The following is a 26,100-nucleotide window of genomic DNA, read 5'->3' as shown; positions in this document are numbered from 1 at the left end:
GACCAGGGCCCAGCCTTCGCTGAGCCCTGCGTTCCCCTAACGAGCAACGTTTATTTGCTCAGATAGCGGCACAGATAGGCGGTCGCGTCGGCCACCTGCAGGTTGAACTCGCTGTGCCCCGGCACGAAGAACTTCTCACCCGGCGTAAACACCTGCCAGTCCGGCGCCCCTGGCAGCAGCACTTTCAGCGCCCCGGTGATCACCGTCATTTCTTCCGGTTGCGCGGTGGAGAAGGTGTATTCGCCCTCTTCCATCACGCCCACGCTGGTAAGACCGATGCTGCTACTGTCAAAACCGATAGACTTCACTTTTCCGGCAAAATACTCATTCACTTTCAGCATAGACTGGCACCCGCGTAATCATCTTGATGGAAAATCCATATTGGGGGATTGCGGTTGATCTGTCACTGGTTTTTCGCGCGAAATGCGATCGCGGCGCAGAGTAAAACGCTGCCGGGCTTCTCACCGGCAGTCAGGGCTGCTGAAGCCCAGGGAGATCCAGGGGCGCAAAGCGCCTGAGACCGCGTCGAGCGGTAACTTTTCGCTATTTGAATCAGTCGACTAACTCTGCAGCCAGCTTGGCGACCAGTACGTTCGACAACAACACTGGCACCGACAGACGCGCCTGCAAAAAGGCGCGGTGACGCTGGTGATAACCGATGCAGTCTAGCACCACCACCTCCGCCCCCTGCCGCAGCAGTGCGCAAGCCGCCTGCTGCAGCGCGGCATCATCTGCCAGATAGGGGCTGGCGACGGCATAGCTCGGCGGCGTCGCCAGCTGCCGCCATTTACGCGCCTGCTGCTCAACCTGTTCCGCCATCGGCACCACGATGCCGACGCGGTGTGCGCCGACGATCGCGGAGATCAACGGCGGAATAATACGATCCGGCTCCAGCAACAGCGCCTGTTCCGCCTGCAATTCGCCGAATTCGCCGGTGCACAGCAGCAGGATCACCTGGCACCCCGCCGCCTCCAACTCGCGGATCTTCTGCTGCAACCCGCTTTCAACGCGAGCGGCACAGAGCGTCACCTGCGTGCCGTCCAACAGGCGCGACACCAGCAGCTTATCGCCCTGTTGCGGCGCATAACGCTCGGCGATCTGCCCGGCATCCAGGCCGTCCAGCAAACCGACGTGCCTCACCCGCTCCGCCGGCAGATAAGCAGACAGCAGCGGCATGATATCGCTGCGCGGCGCCTGACCGAGGGTCAGCGTGGCGAATGAAGCCGTCATGGGTCTATCTCCTTTTTTGCAGGTGGCTCAGACTGCCGTACAGCGCCAGCAGCTGGCCGAATTCGGCAGCATCGTAGAACCGGCAAGTGCCGCGGCCAAATTCTTTGGCGACCTCCACCGCGAATTTGACCACCAGCGCGATGTCCGTTTCGTGGCTGGCGCCGGTGCCGCAGCCCGGCACCACCGATTCGCTGCAAATCGCCACGCCGACCACCGGCGCCGCAGTAGCGGTCGAGGGCTGCAGGATGCTGTTGAGGTGATGCACACCGTTGCCATAAGGGGTGATATCCTGCGTGGTGATCGGGAAGGTCACCGCCGGGCGGCCGCTGGTCATCTCCATGATGCGCAGCAGATCTTCCGCCACCCGCAGGATGTAGCCCTCTTTCACCGTCGGCGACAGCGCATAGCCTTTGTGGTTGATGATGCGATTGCCCTTGGTGGTATCGATCGACAGGATGGCGTCAGCCTCCGGCACCACTTCATTATCGTTCATCGTCACGTCATCGATCGGCGAATCCATAAAATCGACCGGATCGTGCGGCCGGGTCGGCGCGTTCGGGCAAATATGAGTGGTGACGATCACATCGCCCGGCAGCGTGTCGCCCTTACGCTGCATCTCTGCCAGCTTCAGCGCGGCGGCAATGGCGGCGATCGCGCCGTCGCCGTCAGACACCAGCCCGATACGCGTCGGCCGCGCGCCGATGCCGCCCAGGCGGCCGATAATGCCCAGCGTCGGCGCCGCACCGCCAGCGAATTGGCCTGCGCTACCGGGGATCTCGATGCGCACGAAATCGGTACCGCCCTTCGGCCCGTCGGCGCGCAAGGTGCTGGCCCGGATCGCCGGGTAAGGCGCAAACAGATCGACGACGTCCTGGCCGCTGACGAATGCGCTATCAATCAATTCAAAAACCTGCAGCGTTTGTTGCAAACTCATGGTCGTTTTACCTCACCAATGTCATCGGCAGGGGCTATTTGCCCTTGCTGGAAAAAATCGAGCTGAAGAAGTTGTAGAGCGCGTCGCCGGCGATAAACCCGGCCGCCATGATCTCCATCGGTGTGCGGCCACGATCGCCCCAACGGCGCAGGATCGCCACGCGCAGCGCGATACCCACCAGCACCGCCCACCCGGCCAAGGCGTTATTGATCAGCAGACCGGTCGCCAGCAACACGCCGAGCTGGCGCTTAGGGCCGCCGATCAGCTGTACCACGGCGCCGGGGATCGCCCAGATCAAAAGGCTCCAGGCGATGCCCGGCTGCGCACCGGCCTCGATGGTCTTCGCGTAAACGCGCGCGACCGGCGGGATCAGGTCCTGCAGGAAATAGCTGTGATAAGAGAGGTAAACCACCGGAATGGCGATGAGGAAGGCAATCAGCGCCGCAAACAGCTGAATGCGGCGCCCCAGCAGCTCCTGCCGCAGATCCTCGCCGTAGCCACGCAGGATGAAGCCGGCTTTCAAATCAAAGCCCATGTCGGCGAAGGCCGGCCCGGTGGCGGCGGTAAAACCGGTCAGGATGCACAACGCCAGCGGTGGGAAACCGATCAGGATACCGACGATCAGGGTGATCAACGCCACCGCGAACGCCGGAAACCAGCCGGAGTGCATGGCGGCGATACCGACGATCAGCTCATGAACGAAAGCGGCGAACGCCGCGTATATCACGAACAGCGCCAACATCGGCAGCGACATCTCGCTGAACAGCCCGCCGATCAGAGCCAAAAACGCGGCGATGGCGATGTAGCCGACCGCGCCCAGGCCGAGCGCTTTGCTTACCGCACTGTCCGGTTGGGTATAACCGGCGCTATCGGCGCGGCGGCTGCGGATCACCTGCGCAACCTGGATCAGCGCCACCAGGCCGGCGCCGACCATCACGCCGTGCGGAATAAAATGGGCATTGATATCGAAACCGGCCACCGGATCGGCGTAAGCCCGCAACAATAACCCGACGCCAAACATGCTCAGCGCCCAGATATTGCCGATAAAGGCGGTGCCGAAGGCCGCCATGGGGATCTTGAGCATTGATCCGGCGATACCTACCCCTACGCCCACCACCAAAAGCCAGGCCTGCTTGCCGCCGCGATCGCCGGCTTTAATCGCTTCCGCGGCGGCGACGCCGGGCGGCCAGGCATTGGCGGCGGGGAACACTTTGGTATCGAACAGGCGATAAAGCAGATAGGCGTCAAGCAACATCGCCGCCGCCACGCCGCAGAACATCGGTAAAATAAGCTGCGGTTGCCCCATCACGTAAGGCACCGCAATCGGCATCAGCAGACAATTGGCCGCGCCGAAGGTGGCAGAGGAGATCACCGTCTGCGCCAGGTTCTGAGTGTGCACCGAGCGGTAGCGTTGGAACATTTTCAGCGGAATGCGTGCCAACAGCATGGCAATCAGCGCACCGATGATCGAGGTGTTGGGCGTCACGCCCAGCGTGGTGATCAGCTGAACGCCGATGATCGCCCCCACCACCGAAAGTAGCGCCATGACCAACAGCGTGCCGGCCTCTTTTAGCGGATTATTTGATTTCATGCTTGGTTTCCCTGAATATTTCCTGCTGCGTGGCGGAAATAACGCCAAACGATAGCTCGCCGCGGCAGTTCCATTATTTGGAACTACCGGTGTCACAACGTGATTATTTTCTTATTCAGCCTGTCTATTTCTTACCAATAAAATACGGTGAAATATAATTAATGAGTTCCCTGGTGTCGGCGCTCGTTAATTATGATGCAACACGATAGCTCAGGCGCGTTATTTGATCTGCTGCCAATAATCATCGCCATATTTTTCCGCCAGTTGGCGGCTGACTGCGGTTAATTCGGCCAAGACTTCCGGTACAAACGGCTGCTCCTCGCCCTGCGAGGGGAAGGACAGGCACAACCCCACCGTCTCGCTGCCGTGCTTGTTCACCAGCGCGGTCGCCAGCGAACTGATGCTGTTCAAGGTTTCATTGCGCGCCAGCGACCATCCCTGACGCCTCACCTGCTGCAACGTCTGCAACAGCGCATCCAACGTTTGCGGCGCATTGGGCGAAGTCGCCCGGTAACCGCCGGCGTAACGCGCCCGAACCTGCTCGTCGCTTTCACGCGCCAGTATCGCCCGGCCGACCGAGGTTTCCGCCGCCGGCGAACGGTAACCCGCCGGGGTGACCACCTGCAAAAAGTGGCGGCCGGGAAACATGCGCATCACCATGATCTCCTGCCCTTCCAATATCGAAAGGTAGCCGGTACACGCTGTCTGGCGGCACAGCTGCGCCATACTGGCCGCCAGGTTGTCCACCAGCGGCATCGACAGATAGTGGCTGGATGCCGCCAGCAACAGCGCGCCGATGTGATAACGCCGGCTATCGGGATCGCGCTCCAGCATGCCCTGATTTTCCATGGTCTGCAGCAGGCGCGATACCGTGCTTTTCGGCAGCGCCAATTGCTCAACCACGTCGCTGAATGCAATACCCGGTTGGCCATGCATCACACGTTGTTGAGAAAAGAGTTTTAATACCGCAGCGGCATTTTCCAGCGTTGTCATGATCCGCCTTGTTCCACTATATGGAACTCAGTTCCTGTTTTATAATTAAAAACTAAAACCCGAACTCCGCAGCGTCAAGCTGTTTATTTTTTGTCAGCCGCAAAATAAAAGGCATTCGTGCTTTTCAAATGAAAATATTGCGTAGAACGCCGACTTATCCGCGTCGAATAAAATAACGATACGCTCTGAAAATAATGAACAGCAGGACAAGCTGCTGAAAAATGATTTTCTCAGGAGGAGATATTGCCGCGGCTCAGAAACCCGCGCCGCGCAAACTGAAATCGATCGGCAACGTCAATTCCACCGTGCCGTTGACGTAGGCGTCCGCCGGCGGCGTGGGCAGCGGCGAAGCGCGTTTGACCAGCGCCTGGATTTCGCGATCCAGCGACGGCAACCCGGCGCTGCTGACCAGCGTCACCGCCAGCACATGGCCCTGCCTGTCCAACGTGAAACGCACCTGCCCGACGCCCTGGCGCTTTAGCCGCAATGCGTCTTTGGGGTAACGTTTAAAACGATTCAGGCGGCCGCTGATGCGGCTGCGCCAGTTGTCCACTCCCGCCTGAGCATAGGGCGTCAGGCGAGTTTGCGGCGCGGCCGTTTTATCCGCCCGGCCCGGCGGTGGCGCACCGACGCTTTGCTCCTGAACCTTCGGCGGCGCGATCGTTTTCTCCTGCGGCGGTGTGAGCGGCAGGGGGGAGTCTTCACCGGCTTGGGCGGTTTTTTCTGCTTCGGCGGTACGGCGATGTTCGGCCGCACGGCTTCAGGCACCTTCACCGTCGGCAAGGGTTCCGGCGGCGCCGGCGGTTCAACCTGAGGCGGCGGCGTCCTTTGCCCCGGCGGTTGTTTTACCTCGGCCGGGGCCTGCGGTGCGGCGGCCATCACCACCATGACCGCCGGCGGCGGCACCCACGCCGGCGCGGCCTTGTCTCGCCAGGGCCAGAACAGCGCCACGACCAGCAGGTGCAATGCCAGCACCAGCACCAGGCAACGGCGCCAGGGCATGACGGCACCGGGTGCGGCGAAAGGCAGCGGCGAAACCGACATGCTCACTCTTCCGTCAAGGCCAGATGAAGGCGATCGGTCAGCGGTTTGAACAGGTAGTTCATCATCGAACGCTCGCCGGTGCGAATGAAGCCTTCGACCGGCATCCCCGGGCGGATTTCCAACCCGTTCAAACGTTGCAACCCTTCTTCGCTGACCTTGACGCGCACGCTGTAATAGGGCGCGCCGCTTTTCTCGTCGGTCAGGCGATCGGCCCCGACCAGCGTCACCTCGCCCTCGACGCGCGGCGTGGTGCTTTGGTTGAACGCCGAGAACAACAGTTCGACCGGCAGCCCTACCTGCACCTTGTCGATCAGTTCGACCGGGATACGCGCCTCCACCTGCAGCCCCCGATCGCTGGGCACGATCTCCATCAGTTGCTGACCGGCGCCGATCACGCCACCTTCGGTGAACACGCTCAGCCCCACCACGGTGCCCGCCACCGGCGCTTTCACCTGCGTATGACCCAGATCGGCCTCCGCCTTGGCCAGGCGGTTATCCAGTTCGTCCAGCTTCATCCGCACCTCGGCCAGCTGGCTACTGACCTCTTTCTGATACTCTTCCCGCCGCTGGATCGCCCGCAGCTTCAGCTCCAGTATTTGGCGGCCCAGGCGGCCGATATTGCCGGTGTCCTCGGACGCCTGGCCATCAATCTGCGCATACTGCCCTTCCAGATCCAGCAGCCGATTGCGCGCCACATACCCCTGCGCAGCCAGCTTGCGCATACCGCTCAGTTGCTCCTGCAACATGGCCTTTTGCCGTTGCTTGCTGGCGTAAGACTGACGGATCCCTTCCAGCATCGCCTGCGATCCGGCAATGCTCTCCGCGATCGCCGCCAGCTCACTCTGCAGCGCCGCTCGGCGGCTGGTGAACAGCTGCTGCTGCAGCAGCATCAACGACATCACCTCTGGCTCCTCCCGCCGCGCCTGCAGCAATGCCGGGAAAGCGATCGCCTGCAGGCCGTCGCGTTCGGCCTGCAGCCGCGCCCGCTGCGCGGCGTTGCTCAACTGCTGGCTGCGCAGCGCATCGCGCTGGGTGCGGCTGTCGACGGTATCCATCAGCAACAGCACCTGCCCGGCGCGAACCCGGTCGCCTTCATGCACTTGAATTTGCGACACTACGCCGCCGCTCAGGTGCTGCACCGCCTTACGGTTGCCGGCCACCACCACGCTGCCGGAAACCGGCACGCCTTTGTCCAGCGGCGCCAACAGCCCCCACAGCAGGAAGCCGCCAAACCCCAACAGCACCAGCCAGCCGCCGAGCCGCAGATGGCGCCCTTCGTCGAACTGTCGGGAAAGGGCGTCGATATCGCCGGGGATCACACTCTGATTGCTCATACTTTTCGTTCACCGCTGGCCGTTTTGGCAAAGTTGGCGTAGTTGACGTTGAAGCCGCCGCTGCTGCGGCCGACGTTGGCCGGTACGGCTGCAGGCGCAAAACCAGGCAGTTTCTTCAGGATGGCGTCGCTGGGGCCGAAGTGCTGCACCTGGCCGGCGGCCAGCACCAGCAATTTGTCGGTGGTCGCCAGGATCGCCGGTTTGTGGGTCACCAACACGATGGTGGTGCCGCGCGTCTTCAGCGCTTCGATCGCCCGCTGCAGCGCCTCTTCCCCTTCACGATCGAGGTTGGCATTCGGTTCGTCCAACACCACCAACGCCGGAGAGTCATACAGCGCGCGCGCCAGCGCCACCCGCTGACGCTGGCCGCCGGACAGGCCGCTGCCGCCCTCGCCCAGCTCGGTTTCATACCCTTTGGGCAAATGCAGGATCAATTGGTGCACGCCGGCCAGCGCGGCGGCGGCCACCACCTTCTCGGCGTCAACCTGGCCAAAGCGGGCGATGTTTTCCGTTAGGGTACCGGCGAACAGCTGGATATCCTGCGGCAAGTAGCCGATATGCGGCCCCAGCTGCTGTTTATCCCACTGCCGGATATCCGCGCCGTCCAGCCGCACGTCGCCGCTGAGCGGCGTCAGCGCGCCGACCAGTTGGCGCATCAGCAACGTTTTGCCGGAGCCGGATGCGCCAATGACGCCCAGCACCTCGCCGGCCTCCAGACGAAAACTGACGCCGTGCAATACCGGTGCACTCCCGCCGGGCGCGCTGGCGGCCAGCTGATTCACGGTCAATGTCCCGTTGGGCGCCGGCAGCGGCAGGCTCGCCGCCCGCGGCGGATTAGCGGCCAACATCACCTCCAGCCGCTGCAGGGACTGGCGCGCCGACGACCACTGCTTCCAGGCGCCGATCAGCTGATCGATCGGCCCCAGCACCCTGCCTATCAGGATCGATCCGGCGATCATCATGCCCGGCGTAATATCGCCGTTCACCGCCAGCAGCGCGCCGCAGCCCAACATCAGCGACTGCAATGCCAGCCGCACGGTTTTCGACCAGGCGGTGACGGCGGCGATTTTCTCGCTGGCGCGGTTCTGCAACAGCAGGAACTGCTGATGCTGCCGCAGCCAGCGCAGGCGCAAGTCGGTCAGCATCCCCATGGCGGCGATAGCTTCGGCATTACGCAGGTTGCCGTTGGCCTGCTGCGTGGCGCTCAGCGCGACCCGGCCGGCCTCCGCGAGCGGCGCCTGCGACACCCGCTGGTTGAGCCAGGCCAGCAGCACCAGCACGATCACTCCGGCGCTGGCCAACGCGCCAAGCCAGGGGTGGAGCAGAAACACCACCAGCAGATAAACCGGGAACCAGGGGGCATCGAAAAAGGCGAACAGCGCATTGCCGGTGGCAAATTGGCGCAGGTTGGTCAGATCGTTCAGCGCCTGCCCTGCCAGCGGGTTGCCGGTTTTCAGATTGGTTTCGAAGGCGGCGTCGTAGACTCGCTGATTGAGGCGCATATCCATCTGGGCGCCGAGGCGGATCACCACCTGGCTGCGCACCCACTCCAGCAGCCCCATAAACAGGTAAAGGCCGACCACCATCAGGGTCAGCATCGCCAGCGTCATGCGGTTGCCCGACGGCAACACGCGATCGTAGACCTGCAGCATGTACAGCGCCGGTGCCAGCATCAACAGGTTGATCACCGCGGTAAACAGCGCGATGCCCCAAAATCCGCGCCGGTATGCGGCCAGCACGCTCATCACTTCTCCGCGCCTGACGGCGTTTTTCATGGCGTTTTCCATCGGCTAAAAACGAGAAAATGCCCGCCGGGGCGCACGGCGCCGGCGGGCAAACAGCCGCAATCAGGCCGCCAGCAGTTCCGGGCTGTCGGCGTGCTGCACGCCCACCGCCGTCGCCGCCGCCACCTGATCGAAGGTGGAATTGACGCTCAGGCCGTAGTCGTCGAGGATGCCGTTCAGCGCGGTTTCCAGCGCGCCGGTATCGCCGGACATCAGGCCGTACACTACCTGGTGCACCACGCCATCGTGGCCCTGCGCCTGCAGGCTGCTGAGGTTCAGGCCGCCGAAGCTGACGTCAGGCACCTGGATGTTGTACGGCGTGGAGCCGCCGCCGTTCAGGCCGTCGCCGAACGACAGCGAATCCAGCTGGCCGTACAGGGTGTGCGCCGGGGCATTGAACAAGGTGTAGGTCAGGTTGCCGCCCGCCACGAACGAGGTAACGTTGTTGGCGGTGCTGGTCACGGCGTATTGGCTGCCGGACAGGCTGCCGCCATAGAAGCCGCCGCTGTTGGAGTCGGTGACGTTACCGTTGGTGTGGTTGATATCGCCAAATGACGACGCCCACTCGTTCAGATAGTTATGGATGCTGTAGCTGCCGAAGCTGCTGTCATAGTTGACTGAAAATGCCATTTCTCTATCTCCATTGATGAATGGCGCCCCTTGCGAGGCCGCCCTTGTGCTCAAGAATGAGCAACGCCCTTTTACTGCTTAAAAACGATATTCCACCCCGCCCTGCACGGTGCGGCCGCGCCCCAGCGTGTTGGCCAGCGTCTCGCCGTAGCTGACGACGTAGGCGCGGTTGGTCAGGTTCTCCACCGAGCCGCGCAGCGTCAGGCTGTCGGTCAGCTTGTAGCTGGCATACAGATCGAACAGGGTGTACTTCGGCCAGTCGGCCAGGTACGGGTAGTTGGACGGCACCGAACTGTCCTGATAGCCCGGCGCGAAGCGCACGGTCACCCCGGCGTCCAGCTTGCGATCGAAAGCGCGGCCGCCCAGCGTGACCGAGCCGCGATCGCCCGGCAGATAGGCTGCCGTGCCGAACTGCGAACCCCCGTCGCACGTGACGGCATCATTGGACGCGGCATCCGGTTCAACATAGAAGTTGCCGCGGCGCGATCCGTCGCCGTAGCGCAGACGCCCTCCCAACCAGGCCTTGTTCGAGCAGAACTCGTTTTTGCCGATCATGTGGGTATAGGTCAGGTCGGCGTAGAACACCCCGGCGTCATAGTTGAGCTGGTACTCCAGCCCGCGGAAGCGGGTTTTCGACAGGTTGTTGACGTAAGCAGCATTGCCGATGCTCGGCTGCACCAGCCCCGGTTTATTGCGGTCTATCGCCAGGTTGATGTAGTTATCCACTTTGGTATCGAAGTAGGCCACCTTCGCCACCAACCGATCGCCCTCAAACCACAGATCCGGCTGCTGCACGTTGAACCCGACTTCCCAGGCGCGCGAGCGCTCGGGCTGCAGGAACGGGTTGGGGTATTGCGTGGATGAACTGTGCGCGCTGCCGTTGGTCAGCGTTTCGGTGATCGCCGGCGGCCGCCAGGATTTGCCGTAGGTGGTATACAGCTCAAGCCACTCCACGCCGGGGCGTACCGCCACCGCCAGCGTTGGCGACAGCTTGCCCTGATCGCGATCCACGTCCCAATCTTCGCGGGTGGTGGTTGAACAGCCGGTCAGACGCAACGCTTTGCAAGGATTGTCAATCGTGTAGCGTTGCCCATCCTTGGCCAAATCTGGATAGCTCAGGCCGGTCTGGCCGCGCAGGCGATAGCGGTCGTAACGCAGCCCGCCCTCCAACGTCAGCCAGCCGTCGTAGTCGTAGGTCAGGTTGGCGAACAGGCTGGCGACCGAACGGTTGCCGGCCGGCGTCACCCCTTCCATGCCTTGGCGGGAAGAGTCGCTGGTTGCCTTGTCGTAATAAAACTCCAGCCCGTAGTTGGCGCGGAAGTCATGCCCCGGCGCCAGGCTGAAGCGCGAGGTATTTTGCGCCTGCGCGCCGTAGGTACGCAGGCGGGTACGCGTCGCGTAGCCGTTGTCCAGCAGCGAGCTGGTGCTGTAGGTGTCGCTGTCATCCTGAGTATCGACGTAATACAGCTTGGCCTGAAAATCGAGCCAGTCGACGTCTTCCGGCGCCAGGCTGTAATCAAACGCTGCGTTGCGCGCCATCACGTCGCTGTAACCGGTGCGCTTCCAGCCCAGTTCATAGGGCGGGCGGGTGCCCAGGTTGGTCAACGTGCCGGCGATCGGCGACGCGGTCTGGGTCTGCAAATAGCTCAGCTGCAGGCGTTGGTTGGCGGGCAGATTCCAGCCCACCTTGGCCAGCCGCGAGTGCATACGGTAATTTGTGTCGGGGATTTTGTTGTTCTTGATGCTCTCGGCGTAGCGATCGTAATTGCCGGTGTCGTTATTGATGCGAATGTTACCGATATCGCCCTTGTTGCCGGGCCAATAATCGCCGAGGTGGCGTTCGCTGGCAGCCAGCAGGATATCGCCGGTTTCGTTGCCCAATGCCAGTACGCCGCTGCCGATGAAGTGGGTGCCGTTATCGCCGGTGCTGGCGTGCAGCTTGCCGCCCAGCTCTTTGCCCGGCGCCAGGAAATCGCTCGCGCTGACGGTATTGAAGGTGGCAATGCCGCCGAGCGTGCCGGCGCTGCCCATGCCGCCGGTGGTGCCCTTGTCGATAGTCACGCCGGACAGCAGTTCGGAATCGATGTACATGGTGCCATTACGCTGACCATGGCCGCTCTTTTGAAAATTCTGCCGCATGCCGTCGATATTCATGTTCACCCGGCCATAGTCTTGTATGCCGCGGATGTTGACCGACAGCGCAGGATCTTGCTGGCTGACGCTGGAATAGGCTCCCGTAGTCTGCTCCAGAATATCGGCCGCGTGTCGCGCCGGGCGGTTGTCCATCTGTTCGCGGCTGATGACGCTGACCGAGCGCGGTTCGTCGTAAACCCAATCGTTGGCGTTGATGCCGCTGGCACCCAGCACCGTCAGGCTGTCCAACGCCAGCGCGCCACCGTCGCCGTTCGCCGTCGGCAGCCGACTCAATACGATTTGCCCCTGCGGCTGCAGGCGGAAAGCCACCGGATTGCCGCCGATCAAGCGCCGCAGGCCCTGTTCAACGCTCATGCTGCCGTTCAGCGCCGCCGCCTGCATGCCGTCGAGTTTCACCTCGTCAAAAAACACCTGCATGCCGGCCTGCTCGGCGAAGCGCAACATGGCACTCTGCAGCGGCTGCGCCGCAATGTTGAAATTCTTTTGCTGTGCGGCCTGCGCGCCGTTCGCCTCAGCCTGGACGGCAAGCGCCACAGCCGGCTGAGTCAACATCATCGCCGCCAGCGCGGCGCGTACCGCCATGGCCAATCGGCCGGCCGGCGTGGTTCCCTTGTGAATAAGCATGCGTGTGTGTTCCACCCGAAAGAATGTCAAACCAAGTGATAATGGAAATCAATCTCGTTTAAACATAAGGACGTTCCGGGAGGCAAAAACCCGTAAAGATTTTTTACAGAAAGTGAAAATAGCGGCGAAGCGGGCATCCCGGCCCGCCTTGGCCGCTCAGTAAAGCAGCGTGATGCCGGGGAGATTCAGCTGGCGGGCGGAGAGTTCCTGACGAATGGCACCGACGCCGTCGTCGAGTTTATTGAGCGCGAACACACCGCTCACCGTGCGCGTTCTTAGCGCGGGATTGACCGCCACGATGCGGGTCCCGCGATAGCGGTTGAGCTGCGCGAGCGCCTGCGTCAGCGGTTGGCGGTCGATCACCAGCCAGCCGCGTCGCCAAGCGTCATCACCGGCCGTTTGCCGCGTCAGCTGCAGCTGCCCGTTGCGGTAATGCGCCGCCTGGCGTTGCGCGACCACCAGCGAGCGCTCGCCGCGCTCAAGCGTCACCCGCACGCTGTGCTGATGCACGCTGACGTCGACGCCCTGTTCAGTGCGCGCCACGCTGAACTCGGTGCCCAGCGCCTGGGTGACGCCGTTTTTCGCCTCCACCCTGAACGGACGGCTTTCCGCCCCGCCCAACGGCGCGACGATAAAATAGGCGGCGCCGCTCAGCAGCCGCACCTTGCGCTCATCTGCGGAATACGCCAGCGCGATCGCGCTGCCGCTGTCCAGCGCCACCCGGCTGCCGTCCGGCAAAGCAACTTCGCGCACCTCACCGCGAACGGTTTGATAATCGGCCTGCAGGCCGATCCACAGATCCGGCCCGCGATAAACGCCGAATGAAACGGCGAGCGCCACCGCCGCTGCCACCGCCCAGCGGGGCCATCGATAGCGAGAGGGCGTTTTCAGCGCCGCCACCTGCGGTTGTAACGCCTGCCGCTGCTCAGGCGGCAGTTGCCCAAGCGTCGTCCACAGCAGGCGAGCCTGACGCAGCGCCGCCGGATGCTGCGGATCGGCGGCCAGCCAGGCGTCCAACGCTCGCCGCCGATCGGCCGGCAGCGCCCCTTCGGCCAGACTCACGGCCCAGGCGGCCGCCTGCTGTCGCGCCTGTGCGGTTAGCGGTTTCATAATGGCATAGACCTCTGTTTTTTCTGGTTATAGGTTAAGACGTCTGAGCGCGGATAAACCCGTAAAAAAATTGCCATTATTGTTCTTCCATCCGCGCCATCAGCCGCTCGAGGGCGCTGGCCAGGTGTTTTTCCACCGTGCTGAGCGACACGCCCAGCTGCGCCGCCACCTGCGCCTGGGTCAGGCCATCGAGCCGGTTAAGGCGGAAAATCTGCTGCGTGCGCGGCGGCATGTCCGCTAGCGCCTGCTGCAACAGCTGCAGCAATTGGCTATCGATCGCCCGTTGTTCAAGCGCCGGTTCACCGGAGGGATACTGCGCCAGAATGTCGTCTTCGACCGCTTCGGTCTGCCGCCGCTGCTGCTGGCGCACATGGTCGAGCATCAGGTTTTTGGCGGTTTTGTACAGGTAGGCTTCGATATCGAGAATGTTACCCTGCGGATATTGCTCGGTAAGGCGGGTAAAACTTTCCTGCGCCAAATCCGCGGCCAGCTGAGGGTCGCGCAGTTTGGCGTTCAAATAGGCTTGCAGCGGCCGCATATGGCGCAGAAACAGCGCCTGCAACTCGGAATTGGACATCTCTTTTCCCAGAAGTGAAACACCCAATAGGGGCGATAAAAATCACATAAATGATTATCATTATCAATATTGTTCTGGGAAATATATGCTAACGCGGGGGGATAAACAGGAAACCGGCCTGGCGCCGGTTTCCGCTGTGCAGCAGGTCAGAGCTCTAGCGCCTCGTCTTCATAGCGGTGCTTGGCGTCGAGCGCTTCCTGCTCGGTTTCATGTTCACTGAGCAGCGTATTCGGCTCAATGTCGTCGGTGCGCACTTCAAAACGGCGCAGATGCAGGTTCGGGTCGCCCCGAAACACCTCAACGACGCGGGCGCTCCGTGGATAAGCAGGTTGATCATTTTCGCGCATGCCGTTCTCCCGTGTGTTTCACACAGTAGCAAGTATAGCAGCCGCCCTCATTCCGGCACGCGCGAGCCAAGATCGCGATCGCCGGGGGCGCCCGCCAACAGCTCGGTCAGTTCGTCGCAGGCGCAAATCCGGCCTTCACGCACGGTGAAGTGCGCCAGCACCCGCACGCGGCTGCGGGTACCGTCGCGCTTTTCCACCTCGACCAGATGGTGGGTCAGCACTGCCTCGCCCTGCTCCGCCGCCGCGATCACGCTCAGCGTCATGCGGCGGGTTTGCCGTTTCAGCAGCGCCATATGTTGCTCAAACTGCTCGAAGTTCAGCACCTTGCCATCCACCTGCTGGCGGTAGTCTGCGCTGAAACGGGCAGCGAGCTGCGTCGGCCGATGCTCCGGGCTGGCGACGACCTGCTGCAGCGTATCGAGCACCAGGTTCAGTGGGGTAACTTGAGTCATCACGTTTCTCCGAAATAGGGTGAACGGCGATCCTATCCCGGCCAGGCGATGGCATAATAACCACATCAAGACTTTCAATAACGTTAAACGGCCAACATGACGCAGATCCGCAGCCAACGCCTTCAGCATGAAAAAAAGCACCTGACGCCCTGGCACCGGCACGAAGGCGGCCAGATCTATCTCTTGACGCGTGGCATGCTGGCAATGGAACTCCCGGGCCGGCAATGGGCGATCACCGGCGGTACGCTGGGCTGGCTGCCGCCGGGATGCGCCCATCAGGCGCTGGCCTGCGGCGACGTGGCGGGCTGGAGTCTGTATCTGCCGGGGGAAAGCGTGCCGGAGATGCCGCCGCAGCCGCAGCTGTTCACGGCCTCTGCGCTGTTGCAGGCCCTGGTGGAGCGTATCGCGCAGTTCCCCGCCGGCCCACTGAGTGCGCCGCAACGGCGGCTGCTGCAGGTGCTGCTGGATGAAATGCACGCGGCAAGCCGCGCGCCGTTGCAATTGCCGCTGCCGCAGGACGCCCGGTTGCTGAACATCGCCCGGGCGCTGCTGAACGATCCCGCCAGCCTGCGCAGCCAGCGCGACTGGGCCGACTGGGCCGGGCTCAGCCCGCGCACCCTGAGCCGCCGCTTTGTGCAGGAAACCGGCATCAGCTTCGCGCTGTGGCGCCAGCAGGCGCGGGTATTGCGTTCACTGGAGGGATTATCACGCGGCGCAGCGGTCGCCGAGGTGGCCGACGCCTGCGGCTACGACAACGTCAGCGCCTACATCGCCGCCTTTCGCCGCCGCTTCGGCGTCACGCCCGGGGCGTACTTTGCGGCCGCTCGGCAAACGGAATAGGAAAACGGGCGCCCAGCGCCCGAAGAGAAGAAAGGGTTATTTCACCGTCTCACGCGGCAGCACCGCGAGGATTTGCTCCACCACCCGCTGCGGATCGGCGGCGCCGTCCATCACGTAATGCGCGGCGTCCTGATACAGCGCTTCACGCGCCGCCAGCACCTCGAGCATCTCTTCGGCGATCGGCCTGCCGGTGAGCGTCGGGCGCTGCGCATCTTCCGGGTACTCTTCCAACCGCTGCGCCAACACGCTGGCCGGCGCGCGCAGATAGATAACGGTGCCATGCTGGCGCATAAACTGACGGTTCTCTTCCGCCAGGATCGCGCCGCCACCGGTGGCAACTACAGTTGACGGTTTGGTCACGGTTTGCAACGCGATGGTTTCGCGGCGACGGAACCCCAGCCAGCCCTCGCGCTCGACCATTTCCGCCACGCTCATCTGTACCGCTTGCTGCATAAACAGATCGGTATCGACGAACTGATAGCCCAACGCCAGCGCCAATGCGCTGCCTACCGTGGTCTTGCCGGCTCCGCGAGCGCCTATCATGAACAGGGTTTGTGTCATTACGGGTTGTCCCTTATGCGGTGACTTGAGTGCATTGCATACCAAAATACCGAGCGGGTGCGATGGCGTGGTGGCTGCATCATACCCTGCCCGCTCTGTATTTCAATATTTACGATAGTGTAAATTCCATGGCACAGCGACTGCCGACGGCAAAGCCGTGCGCCAGATCCTCATCCAGGTGCCGCCGCAGGGCGACCGTGAGCCGCGCGTCGTCGAGCGGCCGGAATCCCAGCCGCCGGTAGTAGGGCGCATTCCACGGCACATCAATGAAGGTGGTGAGCGTCAGGCGAGTGGCGCCCTGCCGTTTGGCTTCTTCCGCCACCGCGCCTATCAGGCGGCGGCCGACGCCCTGCCGTTGCCAGGCAGCGGCGACCGATAATTCGGCGACATGCCAGTCTTCCCCCTGAGCCAACACGGCGATAAAACCGGCGCACTCACCGTTGTCGCTTTCCGCCAGCCATTCACGGCGCTCGGCGATAAACGCGGCGTGCTGTTTCGGGGCCATCACCTCGCCTTCGGCGATAAAGCGCCATTCCGGCTGCTGGCGAAACAGCTGCGCCGCCGAACGTTCAACCGCCATCAGATGCGCGATATCTCGCTGCTGCGCCAAACGGATCTGCAGGCTCATGAGTTCTCCTTAACGTTGGGGCGGTTATTTAAACAAATTCCACCGCCCGTGGCTCAGAAATCGATACTGCCGCGCAGCACCACCTCACGCGGCTCTCCCACCGCCACGCGCAGATTGCCACCGCTGGACGGATAGTAGGTTTTATCGAACAGGTTCTTCACGTTCAGCTGCCATTTCACCCGATAGCCGTTGATCGGCATGGTGTAAGCGGCGAACGCATCAGCAACGGTGTAGTTATCCAGGTAGAAGCTGTTGGCGGCGTCACCCGGGCGGCGGCCCACGTAGCGCGCGCCGGCGCCGATACGCACCTCATCGCCGCTGTACAGGCCCAGGCTGCCGAGGTTCTGGGTCAGGAACAGCGAGGCGGTATGGCGCGCCACGTTGGTCATCTCTTTGCCCTTGTTGTCCGGATCGTCCACCACGCGGGCGTCGGTATACGCATAGGAACCGATCAGGCTCAGCGAGTCGGTAAGATTACCGGCCACGTCCAGCTCCACGCCCTGCGAACGCACGCGCCCGGCGGTGCGCGTCACGGTTTCGCCCTCCACCAGCTCATTGACCATCACGTTGCGTTTGGTGATGTCGAACAGCGCCAGCGTACCGGTGACGCCGTTCGGCAGCGCCAGCTTGCCGCCGACCTCCCACGACTTGCCCTGTTCCGGCGGCAGCGAATCAATTTGGGTGGCGATGGAAGAGTTCGGCTTGAACGACTCGGTATAGCTGCTGTACAGCGACACGTAAGGCGTCAGCTTGTAGACCACCCCGGCGCGCGGCACCAGCTTGCCGTCCGAGCTGTCGGTGTTGGTCTGGAACGGCCGCCCCTTGCCGGCATAGACGTCGAAAGCGTCGTAACGCAGCCCGCCCATCACCAGCCATTTATCAGTCAATTGGATAGAATCCTGCATAAACCAACCGTAGCTGGTGAGGTTTTCCCGCTGGTCGCTGTCTTTGGCGCTGACCGCGGTCGACGGCGGCATCAGGCCGTATACCGGATGATAGATATTGAAATCGCTGTTCTTTTTACCGCGGATCATGTCGCCGCGGTAGGTACGGTTATCTTCAAAATCAAAGCCGAACAGCATCTGGTGGTTGATGCTGCCCCAGTCCACGTCGCCATTGAGCGTCAGCTGCACCGCGTTGGCGTGGCTGACGGCGTTGGCGGTCGAGTCGGCCTGGCGGCTCAACACGCCGGTCACCGGGTTCAGCGCCGTGGCGCGCGCCTGGTTGTCACTGTAGCTGTTGCGGCTGTAGGCGTAGGTCAGCGAGCTTTTCCAGCGCTCGTTGAGCGTTTGATCGATCTGCAGGGTAATGCTGTCCTGATCGCCGCGGGTAGCGTTATAGGCTTCGTCGAAACGGCGATCGCGCGGCGTATTAACCGGTTTGCCGGTGCGCGAATCGATAATGGTGCCGCGATCGAACGGCACCAGATATTCCATATGCTCGTAGGCCAAGCGCACGGTGGTGTTCTCGCCATACCACATCAGCGAGGGCGCGATCACCGTCTGGCGGTTGCGGCCGAAGTTGCGCCAGTAGTCGGTTTCATCGTGATCGACGATCATGCGATAGGCGAATCCCGACGTGCCGAGCGGCCCGGTAACGTCGAGCTGGCCGCCGCCGCCGTTGAAGCTGCTGCCCCAGCCTTCCACGTGGGTATGTTGCTGCAGCTGGGGCTTTTTGGTGATCATATTGATCATCCCGCCCGGCTCGCCCATGCCATACAGCATCGAGGCCGGCCCCTTGAGCACCTCCACCCGCTCGGTGGTCGGCGTAAAGTTGCGTGCCTGCACCGAGCGCACGCCGTCGCGCAGAATAGAGCCGTCGCGGTTATCGCCGAAGCCGCGTTTCATGACCGCGTCCTGAGTGCCGCCCAGCGTGTTGGCCTGGGTAATGCCGCTGACGTTGTACAGCGCTTCGTCCAGGCTGCTGACCGCCTGATCGGTAATCACCTGCTGCGGCACCACGTCGATCGCCTGCGGCACATTCAACAGGTTGGTTTCGCTGCGGGTGCCGGTGACGCTGGTCAACGGCTGATAGCTCTGCACACCGTCGGCGTCTTTGCGGCCAATCACCGTCAGGCTTTCTTCTTTCGACGCGACTTTTTCCGCCGCCCACGTCGGCAATGTTGCGCAGGCCGCCAAAGGCAATGCGCACCACCAGCCGCGCTTGTTGTTATTCATTATCTAACTGACTCCAATAGGTCCCTGAAAAAGGTAACGGCAAAAACTGCTGATAAAGCTGTTGGAAGGTCTGCTGCGGGTTGATGTCGGCGAACAGATCCGGGTAAAACGCTTTGGCGAATACCTCGACCAGCACGACGTGGTACGGGCTGAGGTAAAAGTTGTGCCAGACGCTCCAGGCACGGTGGTTTTTCACCGCCTGCAGGTTGGTCAGCATCGGCTGTTTGGCGATCAGCCGGCGGAAGCTGTCGGCGGCCTCCTGTGGGCTGACCTGCGGCCCGAGGCGCAGATCGGACAGCCGTTTGCCCTGCGGGCCGGCCATGCCGGTGGCGAGGTACACATCAGGATTGGCGCTCAGAATGGTTTCCGGGTTCAGTTCGCCATACACCCCTTTGACGCTGGCGTTGGCGATGTTGTCGCCGCCGGCGAAGGTCAGCAGATCGCCAAGGTTGCCGTGTGCGGCGGTGGTGCAACAGGTATCGCGCCGCCCCAGATGCAGGTGCAGCATCACTTTGGGCTTCGCCCCCTGATAGCCCCCCAGCCGTTGCTGAACCACCGCCATATGCTGCTGATAAAACGCGATGAACTGCTCGGCGCGCTGCTGGCGATTGAGCACTTCGCCCAGCAGCCGCACACTCGGCACGGTGTTGTTCAGCAGATCGATACGCAGATCGACGTAGATCACCGCCACACCGGCCTTGTTCAGCGCGGAAACCAGCAGATCGTTGTCGCCGTCTTCACGCGCGTAGCGCGCCAGGATCACCAGATCCGGCTTCAGCTGCAGCAGGCTTTCAATATTGACCTGGCGGAAGTTATTGCCGCTGATCACGGGGATCGCGGCGATCTGCGGGAACTTCTGCGTATAGCGTTGCCAGCTTTGCGCATCGAAACGCGCCAGATCCGCCGGCCAGCCGACGATGCGCTGCGCCGGGTTGCCCGGCTCCAGCAGCGCCAGCGTATACAGCATGCGGCTCTCCCCCACCACGATGCGCTGCGGATTGTCCGGCACCACAACCTGACGGCCGGTGATATCGGTCACCGTCTTCGCCTGGGCGGAGAACAGGCCGAACCACAGGGAAAGCAGCAGTAAAATGAGGGAATTGCGCATGATTGAGCCGAAGCGGGGGAAATAATGTGCGCATGATAATCACTCTCATTAACACTTGCAATCCCACGCCGCGATTGCCAAAAGAAATCCGGGAAACGGCGCCGGGCGCGCGGCAAACATGGCGAAACCGCTAAAATAACGGCTTTAAAAAGTTAAAAAAATGGCGGGGAAATCGGTTAAATAGAACGGGGAAACAGCAAAAAACCGGGAGACCTCCATGACTCAACGCATCATTCCGCTGTCGGAGTGCCCGCAGTTTGCCGATGTGTGCGCCGCCTGGGCCTTCGGCCAATGGGGCTCACAGCGCGGCGGTTCGCTGGAGCGCACCCAGTTGCGCTTCGCCCACTGCAGCCGGCCAAGCGACGATCACCTGACGCTGATGATGATCGACGGCGATCGTCCGGTGGGCATGGCCAGCCTGTGGCCCAGCGACGATCATCAGCGCCAGGATCTCACCCCATGGCTGGCCGGCGTCTTCGTGCATCCCGATCACCGCCGCAAGGGCATCGCCCACCGTCTTGAGATGGCCATCGTCGAGGCGGCGCGGCAACGCCATCACTCGGTTTTGCATCTCATCACCGACAAATCGGAAGCGCTGTACGCCGGCTGGGGTTGGCATCCCGTGGAACGCCGGCGGCAGCATGACGAAGAAGTGGTAGTAATGGCGAAAACGCTGTAGCTAACGCGGCGTACAAACATACACCAGCGCCGGCGGGAAGTTGCGCACCACCCGCAGGCGCTTCCAGTGAAAATAGCGGGACAGCAATTTTTCCGACAGGTGGCTGTATTGAAACAACACCAGCGTGCCGTTGCGCGTCAGCAGCCGCTGCCGGGCCTGCTGAAGAATGCGCACGCTGATCCTGACCGGGATCGACAGCAGCGGCAGGCAAGAAAACACCACGTCGTAATCCGTGGCCATTTGGGTCGCCGAATGGGGCATCACCTGCAGCCGCCGATCGTCTATCCCCCGCAGCCGATGCACGAAATGCGGTTGAATTTCGAAAGCCTCCAGCGCCGCATCGGCGCGCATCCGCCCCAGGATGCGTTTGGTCAGTACGCCGTCCGCCGCGCCCAGCTCCGCGATCGACAGCGCACGGGTCCATTCAATCTGGTTCAGCATCGCCTGGCACAGCCACGGGGAAGAAGGCGCCAGCGTACCGACGGTGCGCGGTGAAGCCATAAATTGCTGCAAGTAAGCGAAGTGATTCATCAGTTGCAGCCGGGTCGCATTTAACATTGAGGCCTCCTTGGGTTAAGCCCCCAATGTGAGCCGAATTTCTTAAGTAATCATTAACATGATTCCGAAAGCGGCAGACACAGTTGTAATAAAATGCGACCTCAGCCACGACGGCACAAAGAAAAACGGTCGTAATAATGACCTGAAAATAAGCCGTTTATGCGCCGACTGTTCAGATAATTATTACGACCGTTTATTTTATTGGCCACGTTGCCGTGGCCAGAGAGTAACAATCAACGCTTAGCGATAAATTTCCGCATTGCCGCGCCAGTTACTGGAGTCCCCGGGGGTGTCCAGGCCGATAATGCGGTAATGGCTGGCGCCGTCCGCCGCGGCTTTTTCTTTCAGGGCGGTGATGGCGTCATGCGGTGAGCCGCTAATGCCGGAAACCGACACGACGCCGATGCTTTGCAGATTGGCGGCCTGCTCGCTGTTGACCTGTTTCACCGACGACAGCGGCGCGGCGAAAGTGGAGAAGGAAGCGGCGGCGATCAATACGGCTGCGATGCTTGGGATAAGTTTCATGATTGACTCCAGGTGTTCTTGTTTATTAGCTCGTTGTCAGTGATGTTAATTATCCGCTAGCCAATGAAAACGGACGTCATGCAACGTAAAGAACATCAATCATTGTGAGGAGAATAAGGAGGATATGAGTGCGAGTGTGTATTTTCAGGCAGGAATGACTTTATTGAGTTCACCTTACCCCTATTTGATGAACAATTAAAGACAGGGCGAAAGAAAGAACGCACGCCGCCGCTATTTAAGATTTTTTACCCGCCGAGGCGCGCTGAGCTACGCTGATTTTGTGGCTTACCCTTTTAAGGAAGAACGCTTATGTCGCAAAACCTGCTGCGCGTGCGTGACGGTCAGGGCGCGTCGGTCTCATTCTCCGAACTGCTGTTCGATCTGATCTACGTTTTCGCCGTGACCCAACTTTCCCACTATCTGTTGCATCACCTGACGCTGACCGGCGCACTGGAAACCCTGCTGCTGTGGTTCGCCGTCTGGCTGGCCTGGCAATACACCGCCTGGGTCACCAACTGGTTCAATCCCGATACCCGTCAGATCCGCCTGCTGCTGTTCGCGATCATGCTGCTAGGGCTGTTCGCCGCCGCCGCGCTGCCACAGGCGTTTGGCGAACGCGGTCTGATCTTCGCGCTGTTCTACGTCGCCATTCAGGTTGGCCGCTCCGTCACGGTGCTACGCCTGCTGGCGCCCGATCATCCGTTAAAACAAAACTTTCGCCGCATTCTCGGTTGGCTGTGCATCTCCGCCGTCTTCTGGATCGTCGGTGGGCTGGCAGAAGGCAATGCCCGCCTGGCGCTGTGGGCGATCGCCGTCTTGTGCGAATACGTCTCGCCGATGTTCGGCTTCCGTTTACCGGTCCTGGGGCGCTCGGACAGCAGCAGCGAATGGACCATCGAAGGCCACCATCTGGCAGAACGTTGCCAGCTGTTCGTGATCGTGGCGCTGGGAGAAACTATTCTGATCACCGGCGCCACCCTGAGCGAGATGGAAAGCTGGAGTCTGCCGGTGCTCATCGCCTCGCTGGTGGCCTTTCTCGGCAGCCTGGCGATGTGGTGGGTTTACTTCGACACCAGCAGCAAAGCCGGCAGCCACGCCATCAGCCAGGCGGAAAACCCCGGCCAACTGGGCGCTTATTTCCATTATGTGCACGTCGCGCTGGTGGGGGCGATCATCGTCTGCGCCGTGGCCAACGAGCTGGTGATCGCCCATCCCGACGGCCGTATCCAACACGCCACGGCGGCGGTGCTGCTGCTCGGCCCGGCGATTTACCTGTTCGCCAACGCGCTGTACAAACGGCTGGTGTATCACCGTTTTCCGCTGTCGCACCTGGTTGGGCTGCTGGCGCTGGCGGTATTGGCCCCTATCGCCTATTTAACCGATCTGCTGATGGTCAATGGCCTGACGACGCTGATCATGGTGATGGTGGCGGTGTGGGAGAGCATCTCGCGCGGCAGAGCGCCGCAGCAGCATGCGGAAGCCTGACACAAACGGGGGCGCTATCGCCCCCGCAGTGAGATTGATGACAAACCTCATGCCATTGCCGGGTTTGCAAAGAGCAGCGGATAAAAAACAAGGAAAATCAATTTATTGATTTTCGGCTGATGGCCACAAAGGAGGAAAAACCACGTTTTTTCCTCCTTTGTCAACGGTCTGACGGGGGCGCTATCGCCCCCTATCTCGGTCACTTCAAGGGTTGCGGCAAGGTGAGCACCCAAAGCTCACTCAGCGATTCCGGCTGCTCCAGAGGGCGCAATTCGATGCGGGCGTCGGTTTTGTCGCCGTCGAGGCTCAGCCGCCCTCCTTTCTCCAGCTGATAGTCACCGATTTTCTTGCTCTTTGGCGACGCATCCACCAGCTTGGCCTGCAAGCCGAAATCGTTGTCATTGATCACCGCCAGCGTGCGATCGTCGATCAGCGCCAACCCTTCCGCTTTCTCCTGGCGCCAACCCAACTGACGCAGATCCGCCACTTCCCGTTTCTGCGCCAGCTTCACGCCGCGTTTAGCCAGATCTTTCGCATCATCGAACTCCAGCGCTTTACCCTGGCCGTCAAACGCGCTCAGATCGCTGGCCTGCGCGAGATCCACCAGATAGATCTTGTTGATCATCGTCTTTTCTTTACCGGTTCCCTGTTCAATCAACAGGATGCGCTGGTTGTCCAACGCCACGACATCGCCAATTTTGGCGTCTTTGGCTTTTTTATAGCTGTCGATATCGATGGGATAGCCGTACATCGCGGTTTTGCCACTGCGCGGATCGAAGCTCACCAGCCGGGTAAACTGCGCCTTGTTTTTGCTTTTGCCGTCGACATCCAGCGTGCTCTGCACCGCCGCCAGAATGCGCCCATCCGGCATCCGGGTCAGCCCCTCAAAACCGCGGTTAGGCTGGCGCCACTTCAGGATGTTCGGTAACCCGCTCGCCACCGCCTGCTCGCCGGCCTGCGGCGTTGGGCCATATTTGGCGAGGATTTTACCTTTGCCGTCGACATGGATCAGAAACGGGCCGTACTCATCGCACAGCCAATAACCGCCGTTACCGTCACCGATGATGCCTTCGGTATCCAACCCGCGGCGATCGCCGGACAGCGGTTGCAGCGCGTCGTTCAACGCCACTTCGTTCGTGGAACCAATCAGCTCACTCGGCAGCGGCAGCCCGCTAATCGGCCCTTTTTCGTCATGCAAGGGCCGCGCATTCTCGGCCACGGCCTTGCCGCCGCCGATACGAATGTCCATCAACAGAGGCGTGAATTGCGGATTGGCGAAAATCTTGGCCTCTTGCTTGCCTACCGCCGGGGCATCGGCATTCGGGCCGCGATCGGTCAGCGTCGTCAGCACCAAATCGTCGCCCTGCTTCTTGTTGAACATCAACCCGGAGCCGATCCCCACCGGCAACCCCTGCGGGAAATGCTTGGCGAACGCCCCCTGATAGGCGACGCGTTCCCCACCGGGGAAGCCGACCACATAACGCGCCACCTCAATGTCGGCAGCGTGGGCCAATACAGGAAACAGTGAAGCCAACAGCAGGGAGAGCGATTTTATTTTCATATTTGTTACCCGAGGTTAAATGAAGCGTTGTCAGGCAGAAGACGATATTAATTTAGCATGACACTTAGATGACAATAGGCAATTCGTCAAATGCACATCAGGCAATAAGGCTGGCTGGCAAATAGAAATTAGCAATTAACCTGAGCGTATTGAATGGAGAAAACCGCTGGAAAAAACCGCCCGGAAATAACCCGTCATTTTGCTTAGGGTAAATTCTGATAACAAAGATAAAAAAATCGGCAAACGCGCGTCAACACGGCGAAAAACGGTGTTTTTCTCATAGACAAAATAAAATACCAGGGATTTAATACCGCCGTTATTCAAGGTGCATTAAGAAAATTCTATAGAATATCTGCATGAACTGAAAAAGCTGTTCTATAGTTTTTAGTGCTAACGCCCGTTAGTCAATTCCGCAGGATGGAATCTATGTCAAAGCGACTTTTTGCTGAATTTTTTGGCACATTTTGGTTGGTGTTTGGTGGTTGTGGTAGCGCAGTATTAGCAGCGGCATTCCCACAACTGGGTATTGGTTTCCTCGGCGTCGCGCTCGCTTTCGGTCTGACCGTGGTGACGATGGCCTATGCCGTCGGCCATATTTCCGGCGGGCACTTTAACCCGGCGATCACCGTCGGCTTATTCGCCGGCGGCCGTTTCGCGGCGAAAGACGTGATCCCTTACGTGATCGCACAGGTGATCGGCGGTATCGCCGCAGCGGCGGTGCTGTATCTGATCGCCAGCGGCAAAGCCGGTTTCGACGCCACCGCGGGCGGTTTCGCCTCCAACGGTTACGGCGAACACTCACCGGGCGGTTATTCTCTGCAATCAGCCATCGTGATTGAGCTGGTGCTGACGGCCTTCTTCCTGATCGTTATTCATGGCGTAACCGACAAGCGCGCGCCGGCAGGCTTTGCCCCGCTGGCGATCGGCCTGACGCTGACGCTGATCCACCTGATCAGCATCCCGGTGACCAACACCTCCGTCAACCCGGCGCGCAGCACCGGCGTAGCGATCTTCCAGGGCACCTGGGCGCTGCAGCAGCTGTGGGTGTTCTGGCTGGTGCCGCTGGTCGGCGGCATTATCGGCGGCCTGATCTACCGCTGCCTGCTGGAAGACAAAAAATAAGCGTATCGCAGTCGATCGCGTTTCACGGGGCAGCCTTCATCGGCTGCCCCGT

At 61.2% G+C, this 26,100-nt stretch carries 26 protein-coding genes; 4 read left to right on the top strand and 22 right to left on the bottom strand.

The features are described from left to right. Positions 1-50: 50 nt before the first annotated feature. The 15 genes from ppnP to ACMGGW_RS03270 form a co-directional block, all read right to left on the bottom strand. Positions 51-341 (bottom strand): pyrimidine/purine nucleoside phosphorylase, encoded by a 291-nt coding sequence (ppnP, locus tag ACMGGW_RS03340; protein ID WP_004940463.1) that lies wholly within the window; start codon positions 339-341, stop codon positions 51-53. 211 nt (positions 342-552) lie between these two features. Beyond that, a complete protein-coding gene (locus tag ACMGGW_RS03335) occupies positions 553-1,230 on the bottom strand; it encodes an AroM family protein (protein ID WP_197790692.1) in 678 nt (225 codons plus the stop codon). Between the two features lie 4 nt (positions 1,231-1,234). After that, complete coding sequence (locus ACMGGW_RS03330; protein ID WP_025301732.1) at positions 1,235-2,164, bottom strand: DUF1177 domain-containing protein; 930 nt, start codon at positions 2,162-2,164, stop codon at positions 1,235-1,237. A 34-nt stretch (positions 2,165-2,198) separates the two neighbouring features. Beyond that, a complete protein-coding gene (locus tag ACMGGW_RS03325; protein ID WP_049209291.1) occupies positions 2,199-3,755 on the bottom strand; it encodes an OPT/YSL family transporter in 1,557 nt (518 codons plus the stop codon). 219 nt (positions 3,756-3,974) lie between these two features. Then, positions 3,975-4,748: an IclR family transcriptional regulator gene (locus ACMGGW_RS03320; protein WP_025301730.1), complete on the bottom strand. Its 774-nt coding sequence runs from the start codon at positions 4,746-4,748 to the stop codon at positions 3,975-3,977. Between the two features lie 253 nt (positions 4,749-5,001). Continuing rightward, on the bottom strand, positions 5,002-5,301 hold the full coding sequence (locus tag ACMGGW_RS03315; protein ID WP_254623382.1) for an energy transducer TonB: 300 nt from the start codon (positions 5,299-5,301) through the stop codon (positions 5,002-5,004). Positions 5,302-5,321: 20 nt separating this feature from the next. After that, complete coding sequence (locus ACMGGW_RS03310; RefSeq protein WP_420279191.1) at positions 5,322-5,792, bottom strand: hypothetical protein; 471 nt, start codon at positions 5,790-5,792, stop codon at positions 5,322-5,324. 2 nt (positions 5,793-5,794) lie between these two features. Continuing rightward, on the bottom strand, positions 5,795-7,126 hold the full coding sequence (locus tag ACMGGW_RS03305) for an HlyD family type I secretion periplasmic adaptor subunit (RefSeq protein WP_197832325.1): 1,332 nt from the start codon (positions 7,124-7,126) through the stop codon (positions 5,795-5,797). After that, positions 7,123-8,901 (bottom strand): type I secretion system permease/ATPase, encoded by a 1,779-nt coding sequence (locus ACMGGW_RS03300; RefSeq protein WP_089180590.1) that lies wholly within the window; start codon positions 8,899-8,901, stop codon positions 7,123-7,125. Before ACMGGW_RS03300 ends, ACMGGW_RS03305 begins: the two co-directional genes overlap by 4 nt. 72 nt (positions 8,902-8,973) lie before the next feature. Continuing rightward, positions 8,974-9,540 (bottom strand): heme acquisition protein HasA, encoded by a 567-nt coding sequence (locus tag ACMGGW_RS03295; protein WP_033642038.1) that lies wholly within the window; start codon positions 9,538-9,540, stop codon positions 8,974-8,976. Between the two features lie 78 nt (positions 9,541-9,618). Next, a complete protein-coding gene (locus ACMGGW_RS03290) occupies positions 9,619-12,318 on the bottom strand; it encodes a TonB-dependent hemoglobin/transferrin/lactoferrin family receptor (RefSeq protein ID WP_197832326.1) in 2,700 nt (899 codons plus the stop codon). A gap of 156 nt (positions 12,319-12,474) precedes the next feature. Next, complete coding sequence (locus ACMGGW_RS03285; protein ID WP_127146271.1) at positions 12,475-13,428, bottom strand: FecR family protein; 954 nt, start codon at positions 13,426-13,428, stop codon at positions 12,475-12,477. A gap of 76 nt (positions 13,429-13,504) precedes the next feature. Continuing rightward, complete coding sequence (locus tag ACMGGW_RS03280; RefSeq protein WP_049206220.1) at positions 13,505-14,005, bottom strand: RNA polymerase sigma factor; 501 nt, start codon at positions 14,003-14,005, stop codon at positions 13,505-13,507. Between the two features lie 146 nt (positions 14,006-14,151). After that, a complete protein-coding gene (locus tag ACMGGW_RS03275) occupies positions 14,152-14,352 on the bottom strand; it encodes a YaiA family protein (RefSeq protein ID WP_004940491.1) in 201 nt (66 codons plus the stop codon). Positions 14,353-14,399: 47 nt separating this feature from the next. Beyond that, on the bottom strand, positions 14,400-14,804 hold the full coding sequence (locus tag ACMGGW_RS03270; protein ID WP_043135601.1) for a nuclear transport factor 2 family protein: 405 nt from the start codon (positions 14,802-14,804) through the stop codon (positions 14,400-14,402). Between the two features lie 96 nt (positions 14,805-14,900). Here ACMGGW_RS03270 and ACMGGW_RS03265 point away from each other — a divergent pair, with 96 nt between their 5' ends. Beyond that, on the top strand, positions 14,901-15,644 hold the full coding sequence (locus ACMGGW_RS03265; RefSeq protein ID WP_049209288.1) for a helix-turn-helix domain-containing protein: 744 nt from the start codon (positions 14,901-14,903) through the stop codon (positions 15,642-15,644). Positions 15,645-15,680: 36 nt separating this feature from the next. Here the strand turns inward: ACMGGW_RS03265 and aroL are convergent, their stop codons facing one another. The 4 genes from aroL to ACMGGW_RS03245 all read right to left on the bottom strand — a co-directional run bounded on the left by aroL (position 15,681) and on the right by ACMGGW_RS03245 (position 20,118). Then, complete coding sequence (gene aroL, locus ACMGGW_RS03260; RefSeq protein WP_025301720.1) at positions 15,681-16,205, bottom strand: shikimate kinase AroL; 525 nt, start codon at positions 16,203-16,205, stop codon at positions 15,681-15,683. A 109-nt stretch (positions 16,206-16,314) separates the two neighbouring features. Beyond that, positions 16,315-16,833: a GNAT family N-acetyltransferase gene (locus ACMGGW_RS03255; protein ID WP_049295125.1), complete on the bottom strand. Its 519-nt coding sequence runs from the start codon at positions 16,831-16,833 to the stop codon at positions 16,315-16,317. 53 nt (positions 16,834-16,886) lie between these two features. Next, positions 16,887-19,010 (bottom strand): TonB-dependent siderophore receptor, encoded by a 2,124-nt coding sequence (locus ACMGGW_RS03250; protein WP_049206223.1) that lies wholly within the window; start codon positions 19,008-19,010, stop codon positions 16,887-16,889. Next, complete coding sequence (locus ACMGGW_RS03245; RefSeq protein ID WP_197832327.1) at positions 19,003-20,118, bottom strand: ABC transporter substrate-binding protein; 1,116 nt, start codon at positions 20,116-20,118, stop codon at positions 19,003-19,005. The genes ACMGGW_RS03250 and ACMGGW_RS03245 overlap by 8 nt, the downstream gene beginning before the upstream one ends. 217 nt (positions 20,119-20,335) lie before the next feature. Here ACMGGW_RS03245 and ACMGGW_RS03240 point away from each other — a divergent pair, with 217 nt between their 5' ends. After that, positions 20,336-20,797, top strand: coding sequence for a GNAT family N-acetyltransferase (locus ACMGGW_RS03240; protein ID WP_025301716.1), 462 nt, complete (start codon positions 20,336-20,338; stop codon positions 20,795-20,797). Here ACMGGW_RS03240 and ACMGGW_RS03235 read toward each other — a convergent pair whose 3' ends face one another. Both ACMGGW_RS03235 and ACMGGW_RS03230 read right to left on the bottom strand, forming a co-directional pair. After that, entirely contained in the window at positions 20,798-21,355 is a 558-nt protein-coding gene (locus ACMGGW_RS03235; protein ID WP_099817526.1) for a class I SAM-dependent methyltransferase, read from the bottom strand. 240 nt (positions 21,356-21,595) lie between these two features. Continuing rightward, positions 21,596-21,880 carry a YdgH/BhsA/McbA-like domain containing protein gene (locus ACMGGW_RS03230; protein ID WP_004940519.1) on the bottom strand — a complete coding sequence of 95 codons (285 nt, stop codon included), beginning with the start codon at positions 21,878-21,880 and terminating at the stop codon, positions 21,596-21,598. Positions 21,881-22,189: 309 nt separating this feature from the next. Here ACMGGW_RS03230 and ACMGGW_RS03225 point away from each other — a divergent pair, with 309 nt between their 5' ends. Then, a complete protein-coding gene (locus tag ACMGGW_RS03225; RefSeq protein WP_043135588.1) occupies positions 22,190-23,365 on the top strand; it encodes a low temperature requirement protein A in 1,176 nt (391 codons plus the stop codon). 199 nt (positions 23,366-23,564) lie between these two features. Here the strand turns inward: ACMGGW_RS03225 and ACMGGW_RS03220 are convergent, their stop codons facing one another. Beyond that, positions 23,565-24,926: an esterase-like activity of phytase family protein gene (locus ACMGGW_RS03220; protein WP_089195575.1), complete on the bottom strand. Its 1,362-nt coding sequence runs from the start codon at positions 24,924-24,926 to the stop codon at positions 23,565-23,567. 426 nt (positions 24,927-25,352) lie between these two features. Between ACMGGW_RS03220 and aqpZ the strand changes: the two genes are divergently transcribed. After that, positions 25,353-26,048, top strand: a complete 696-nt coding sequence (gene aqpZ / locus ACMGGW_RS03215) for an aquaporin Z (RefSeq protein ID WP_025301712.1) — start codon at positions 25,353-25,355, stop codon at positions 26,046-26,048. The last annotated feature ends 52 nt before the right edge of the window (positions 26,049-26,100 follow it).

Source organism: Serratia sp. BNK-4, assembly GCF_048685115.1.
GTDB classification, from domain to species: Bacteria; Pseudomonadota; Gammaproteobacteria; order Enterobacterales; family Enterobacteriaceae; genus Serratia; species Serratia bockelmannii.
This window is presented reverse-complemented; position numbering and strand designations above follow the sequence as displayed.

Excerpts from the sequence above, each read along its gene's own strand:
- ppnP (WP_004940463.1), bottom strand. The coding sequence starts at position 341 with ATGCTGAAAGTGAATGAGTATTTTGCCGGAAAAGTGAAGTCTATCGGT.
- ACMGGW_RS03335 (WP_197790692.1), bottom strand. The coding sequence starts at position 1,230 with ATGACGGCTTCATTCGCCACGCTGACCCTCGGTCAGGCGCCGCGCAGC.
- ACMGGW_RS03330 (WP_025301732.1), bottom strand. The coding sequence starts at position 2,164 with ATGAGTTTGCAACAAACGCTGCAGGTTTTTGAATTGATTGATAGCGCA.
- ACMGGW_RS03325 (WP_049209291.1), bottom strand. The coding sequence starts at position 3,755 with ATGAAATCAAATAATCCGCTAAAAGAGGCCGGCACGCTGTTGGTCATG.
- ACMGGW_RS03320 (WP_025301730.1), bottom strand. The coding sequence starts at position 4,748 with ATGACAACGCTGGAAAATGCCGCTGCGGTATTAAAACTCTTTTCTCAA.
- ACMGGW_RS03310 (WP_420279191.1), bottom strand. The coding sequence starts at position 5,792 with ATGTCGGTTTCGCCGCTGCCTTTCGCCGCACCCGGTGCCGTCATGCCC.
- ACMGGW_RS03305 (WP_197832325.1), bottom strand. The coding sequence starts at position 7,126 with ATGAGCAATCAGAGTGTGATCCCCGGCGATATCGACGCCCTTTCCCGA.
- ACMGGW_RS03300 (WP_089180590.1), bottom strand. The coding sequence starts at position 8,901 with ATGAAAAACGCCGTCAGGCGCGGAGAAGTGATGAGCGTGCTGGCCGCA.
- ACMGGW_RS03295 (WP_033642038.1), bottom strand. The coding sequence starts at position 9,540 with ATGGCATTTTCAGTCAACTATGACAGCAGCTTCGGCAGCTACAGCATC.
- ACMGGW_RS03290 (WP_197832326.1), bottom strand. The coding sequence starts at position 12,318 with ATGCTTATTCACAAGGGAACCACGCCGGCCGGCCGATTGGCCATGGCG.
- ACMGGW_RS03285 (WP_127146271.1), bottom strand. The coding sequence starts at position 13,428 with ATGAAACCGCTAACCGCACAGGCGCGACAGCAGGCGGCCGCCTGGGCC.
- ACMGGW_RS03280 (WP_049206220.1), bottom strand. The coding sequence starts at position 14,005 with ATGTCCAATTCCGAGTTGCAGGCGCTGTTTCTGCGCCATATGCGGCCG.
- ACMGGW_RS03275 (WP_004940491.1), bottom strand. The coding sequence starts at position 14,352 with ATGCGCGAAAATGATCAACCTGCTTATCCACGGAGCGCCCGCGTCGTT.
- ACMGGW_RS03270 (WP_043135601.1), bottom strand. The coding sequence starts at position 14,804 with ATGACTCAAGTTACCCCACTGAACCTGGTGCTCGATACGCTGCAGCAG.
- ACMGGW_RS03265 (WP_049209288.1), top strand. The coding sequence starts at position 14,901 with ATGACGCAGATCCGCAGCCAACGCCTTCAGCATGAAAAAAAGCACCTG.
- aroL (WP_025301720.1), bottom strand. The coding sequence starts at position 16,205 with ATGACACAAACCCTGTTCATGATAGGCGCTCGCGGAGCCGGCAAGACC.
- ACMGGW_RS03255 (WP_049295125.1), bottom strand. The coding sequence starts at position 16,833 with ATGAGCCTGCAGATCCGTTTGGCGCAGCAGCGAGATATCGCGCATCTG.
- ACMGGW_RS03250 (WP_049206223.1), bottom strand. The coding sequence starts at position 19,010 with ATGAATAACAACAAGCGCGGCTGGTGGTGCGCATTGCCTTTGGCGGCC.
- ACMGGW_RS03245 (WP_197832327.1), bottom strand. The coding sequence starts at position 20,118 with ATGCGCAATTCCCTCATTTTACTGCTGCTTTCCCTGTGGTTCGGCCTG.
- ACMGGW_RS03240 (WP_025301716.1), top strand. The coding sequence starts at position 20,336 with ATGACTCAACGCATCATTCCGCTGTCGGAGTGCCCGCAGTTTGCCGAT.
- ACMGGW_RS03235 (WP_099817526.1), bottom strand. The coding sequence starts at position 21,355 with ATGTTAAATGCGACCCGGCTGCAACTGATGAATCACTTCGCTTACTTG.
- ACMGGW_RS03230 (WP_004940519.1), bottom strand. The coding sequence starts at position 21,880 with ATGAAACTTATCCCAAGCATCGCAGCCGTATTGATCGCCGCCGCTTCC.
- ACMGGW_RS03225 (WP_043135588.1), top strand. The coding sequence starts at position 22,190 with ATGTCGCAAAACCTGCTGCGCGTGCGTGACGGTCAGGGCGCGTCGGTC.
- ACMGGW_RS03220 (WP_089195575.1), bottom strand. The coding sequence starts at position 24,926 with ATGAAAATAAAATCGCTCTCCCTGCTGTTGGCTTCACTGTTTCCTGTA.
- aqpZ (WP_025301712.1), top strand. The coding sequence starts at position 25,353 with ATGTCAAAGCGACTTTTTGCTGAATTTTTTGGCACATTTTGGTTGGTG.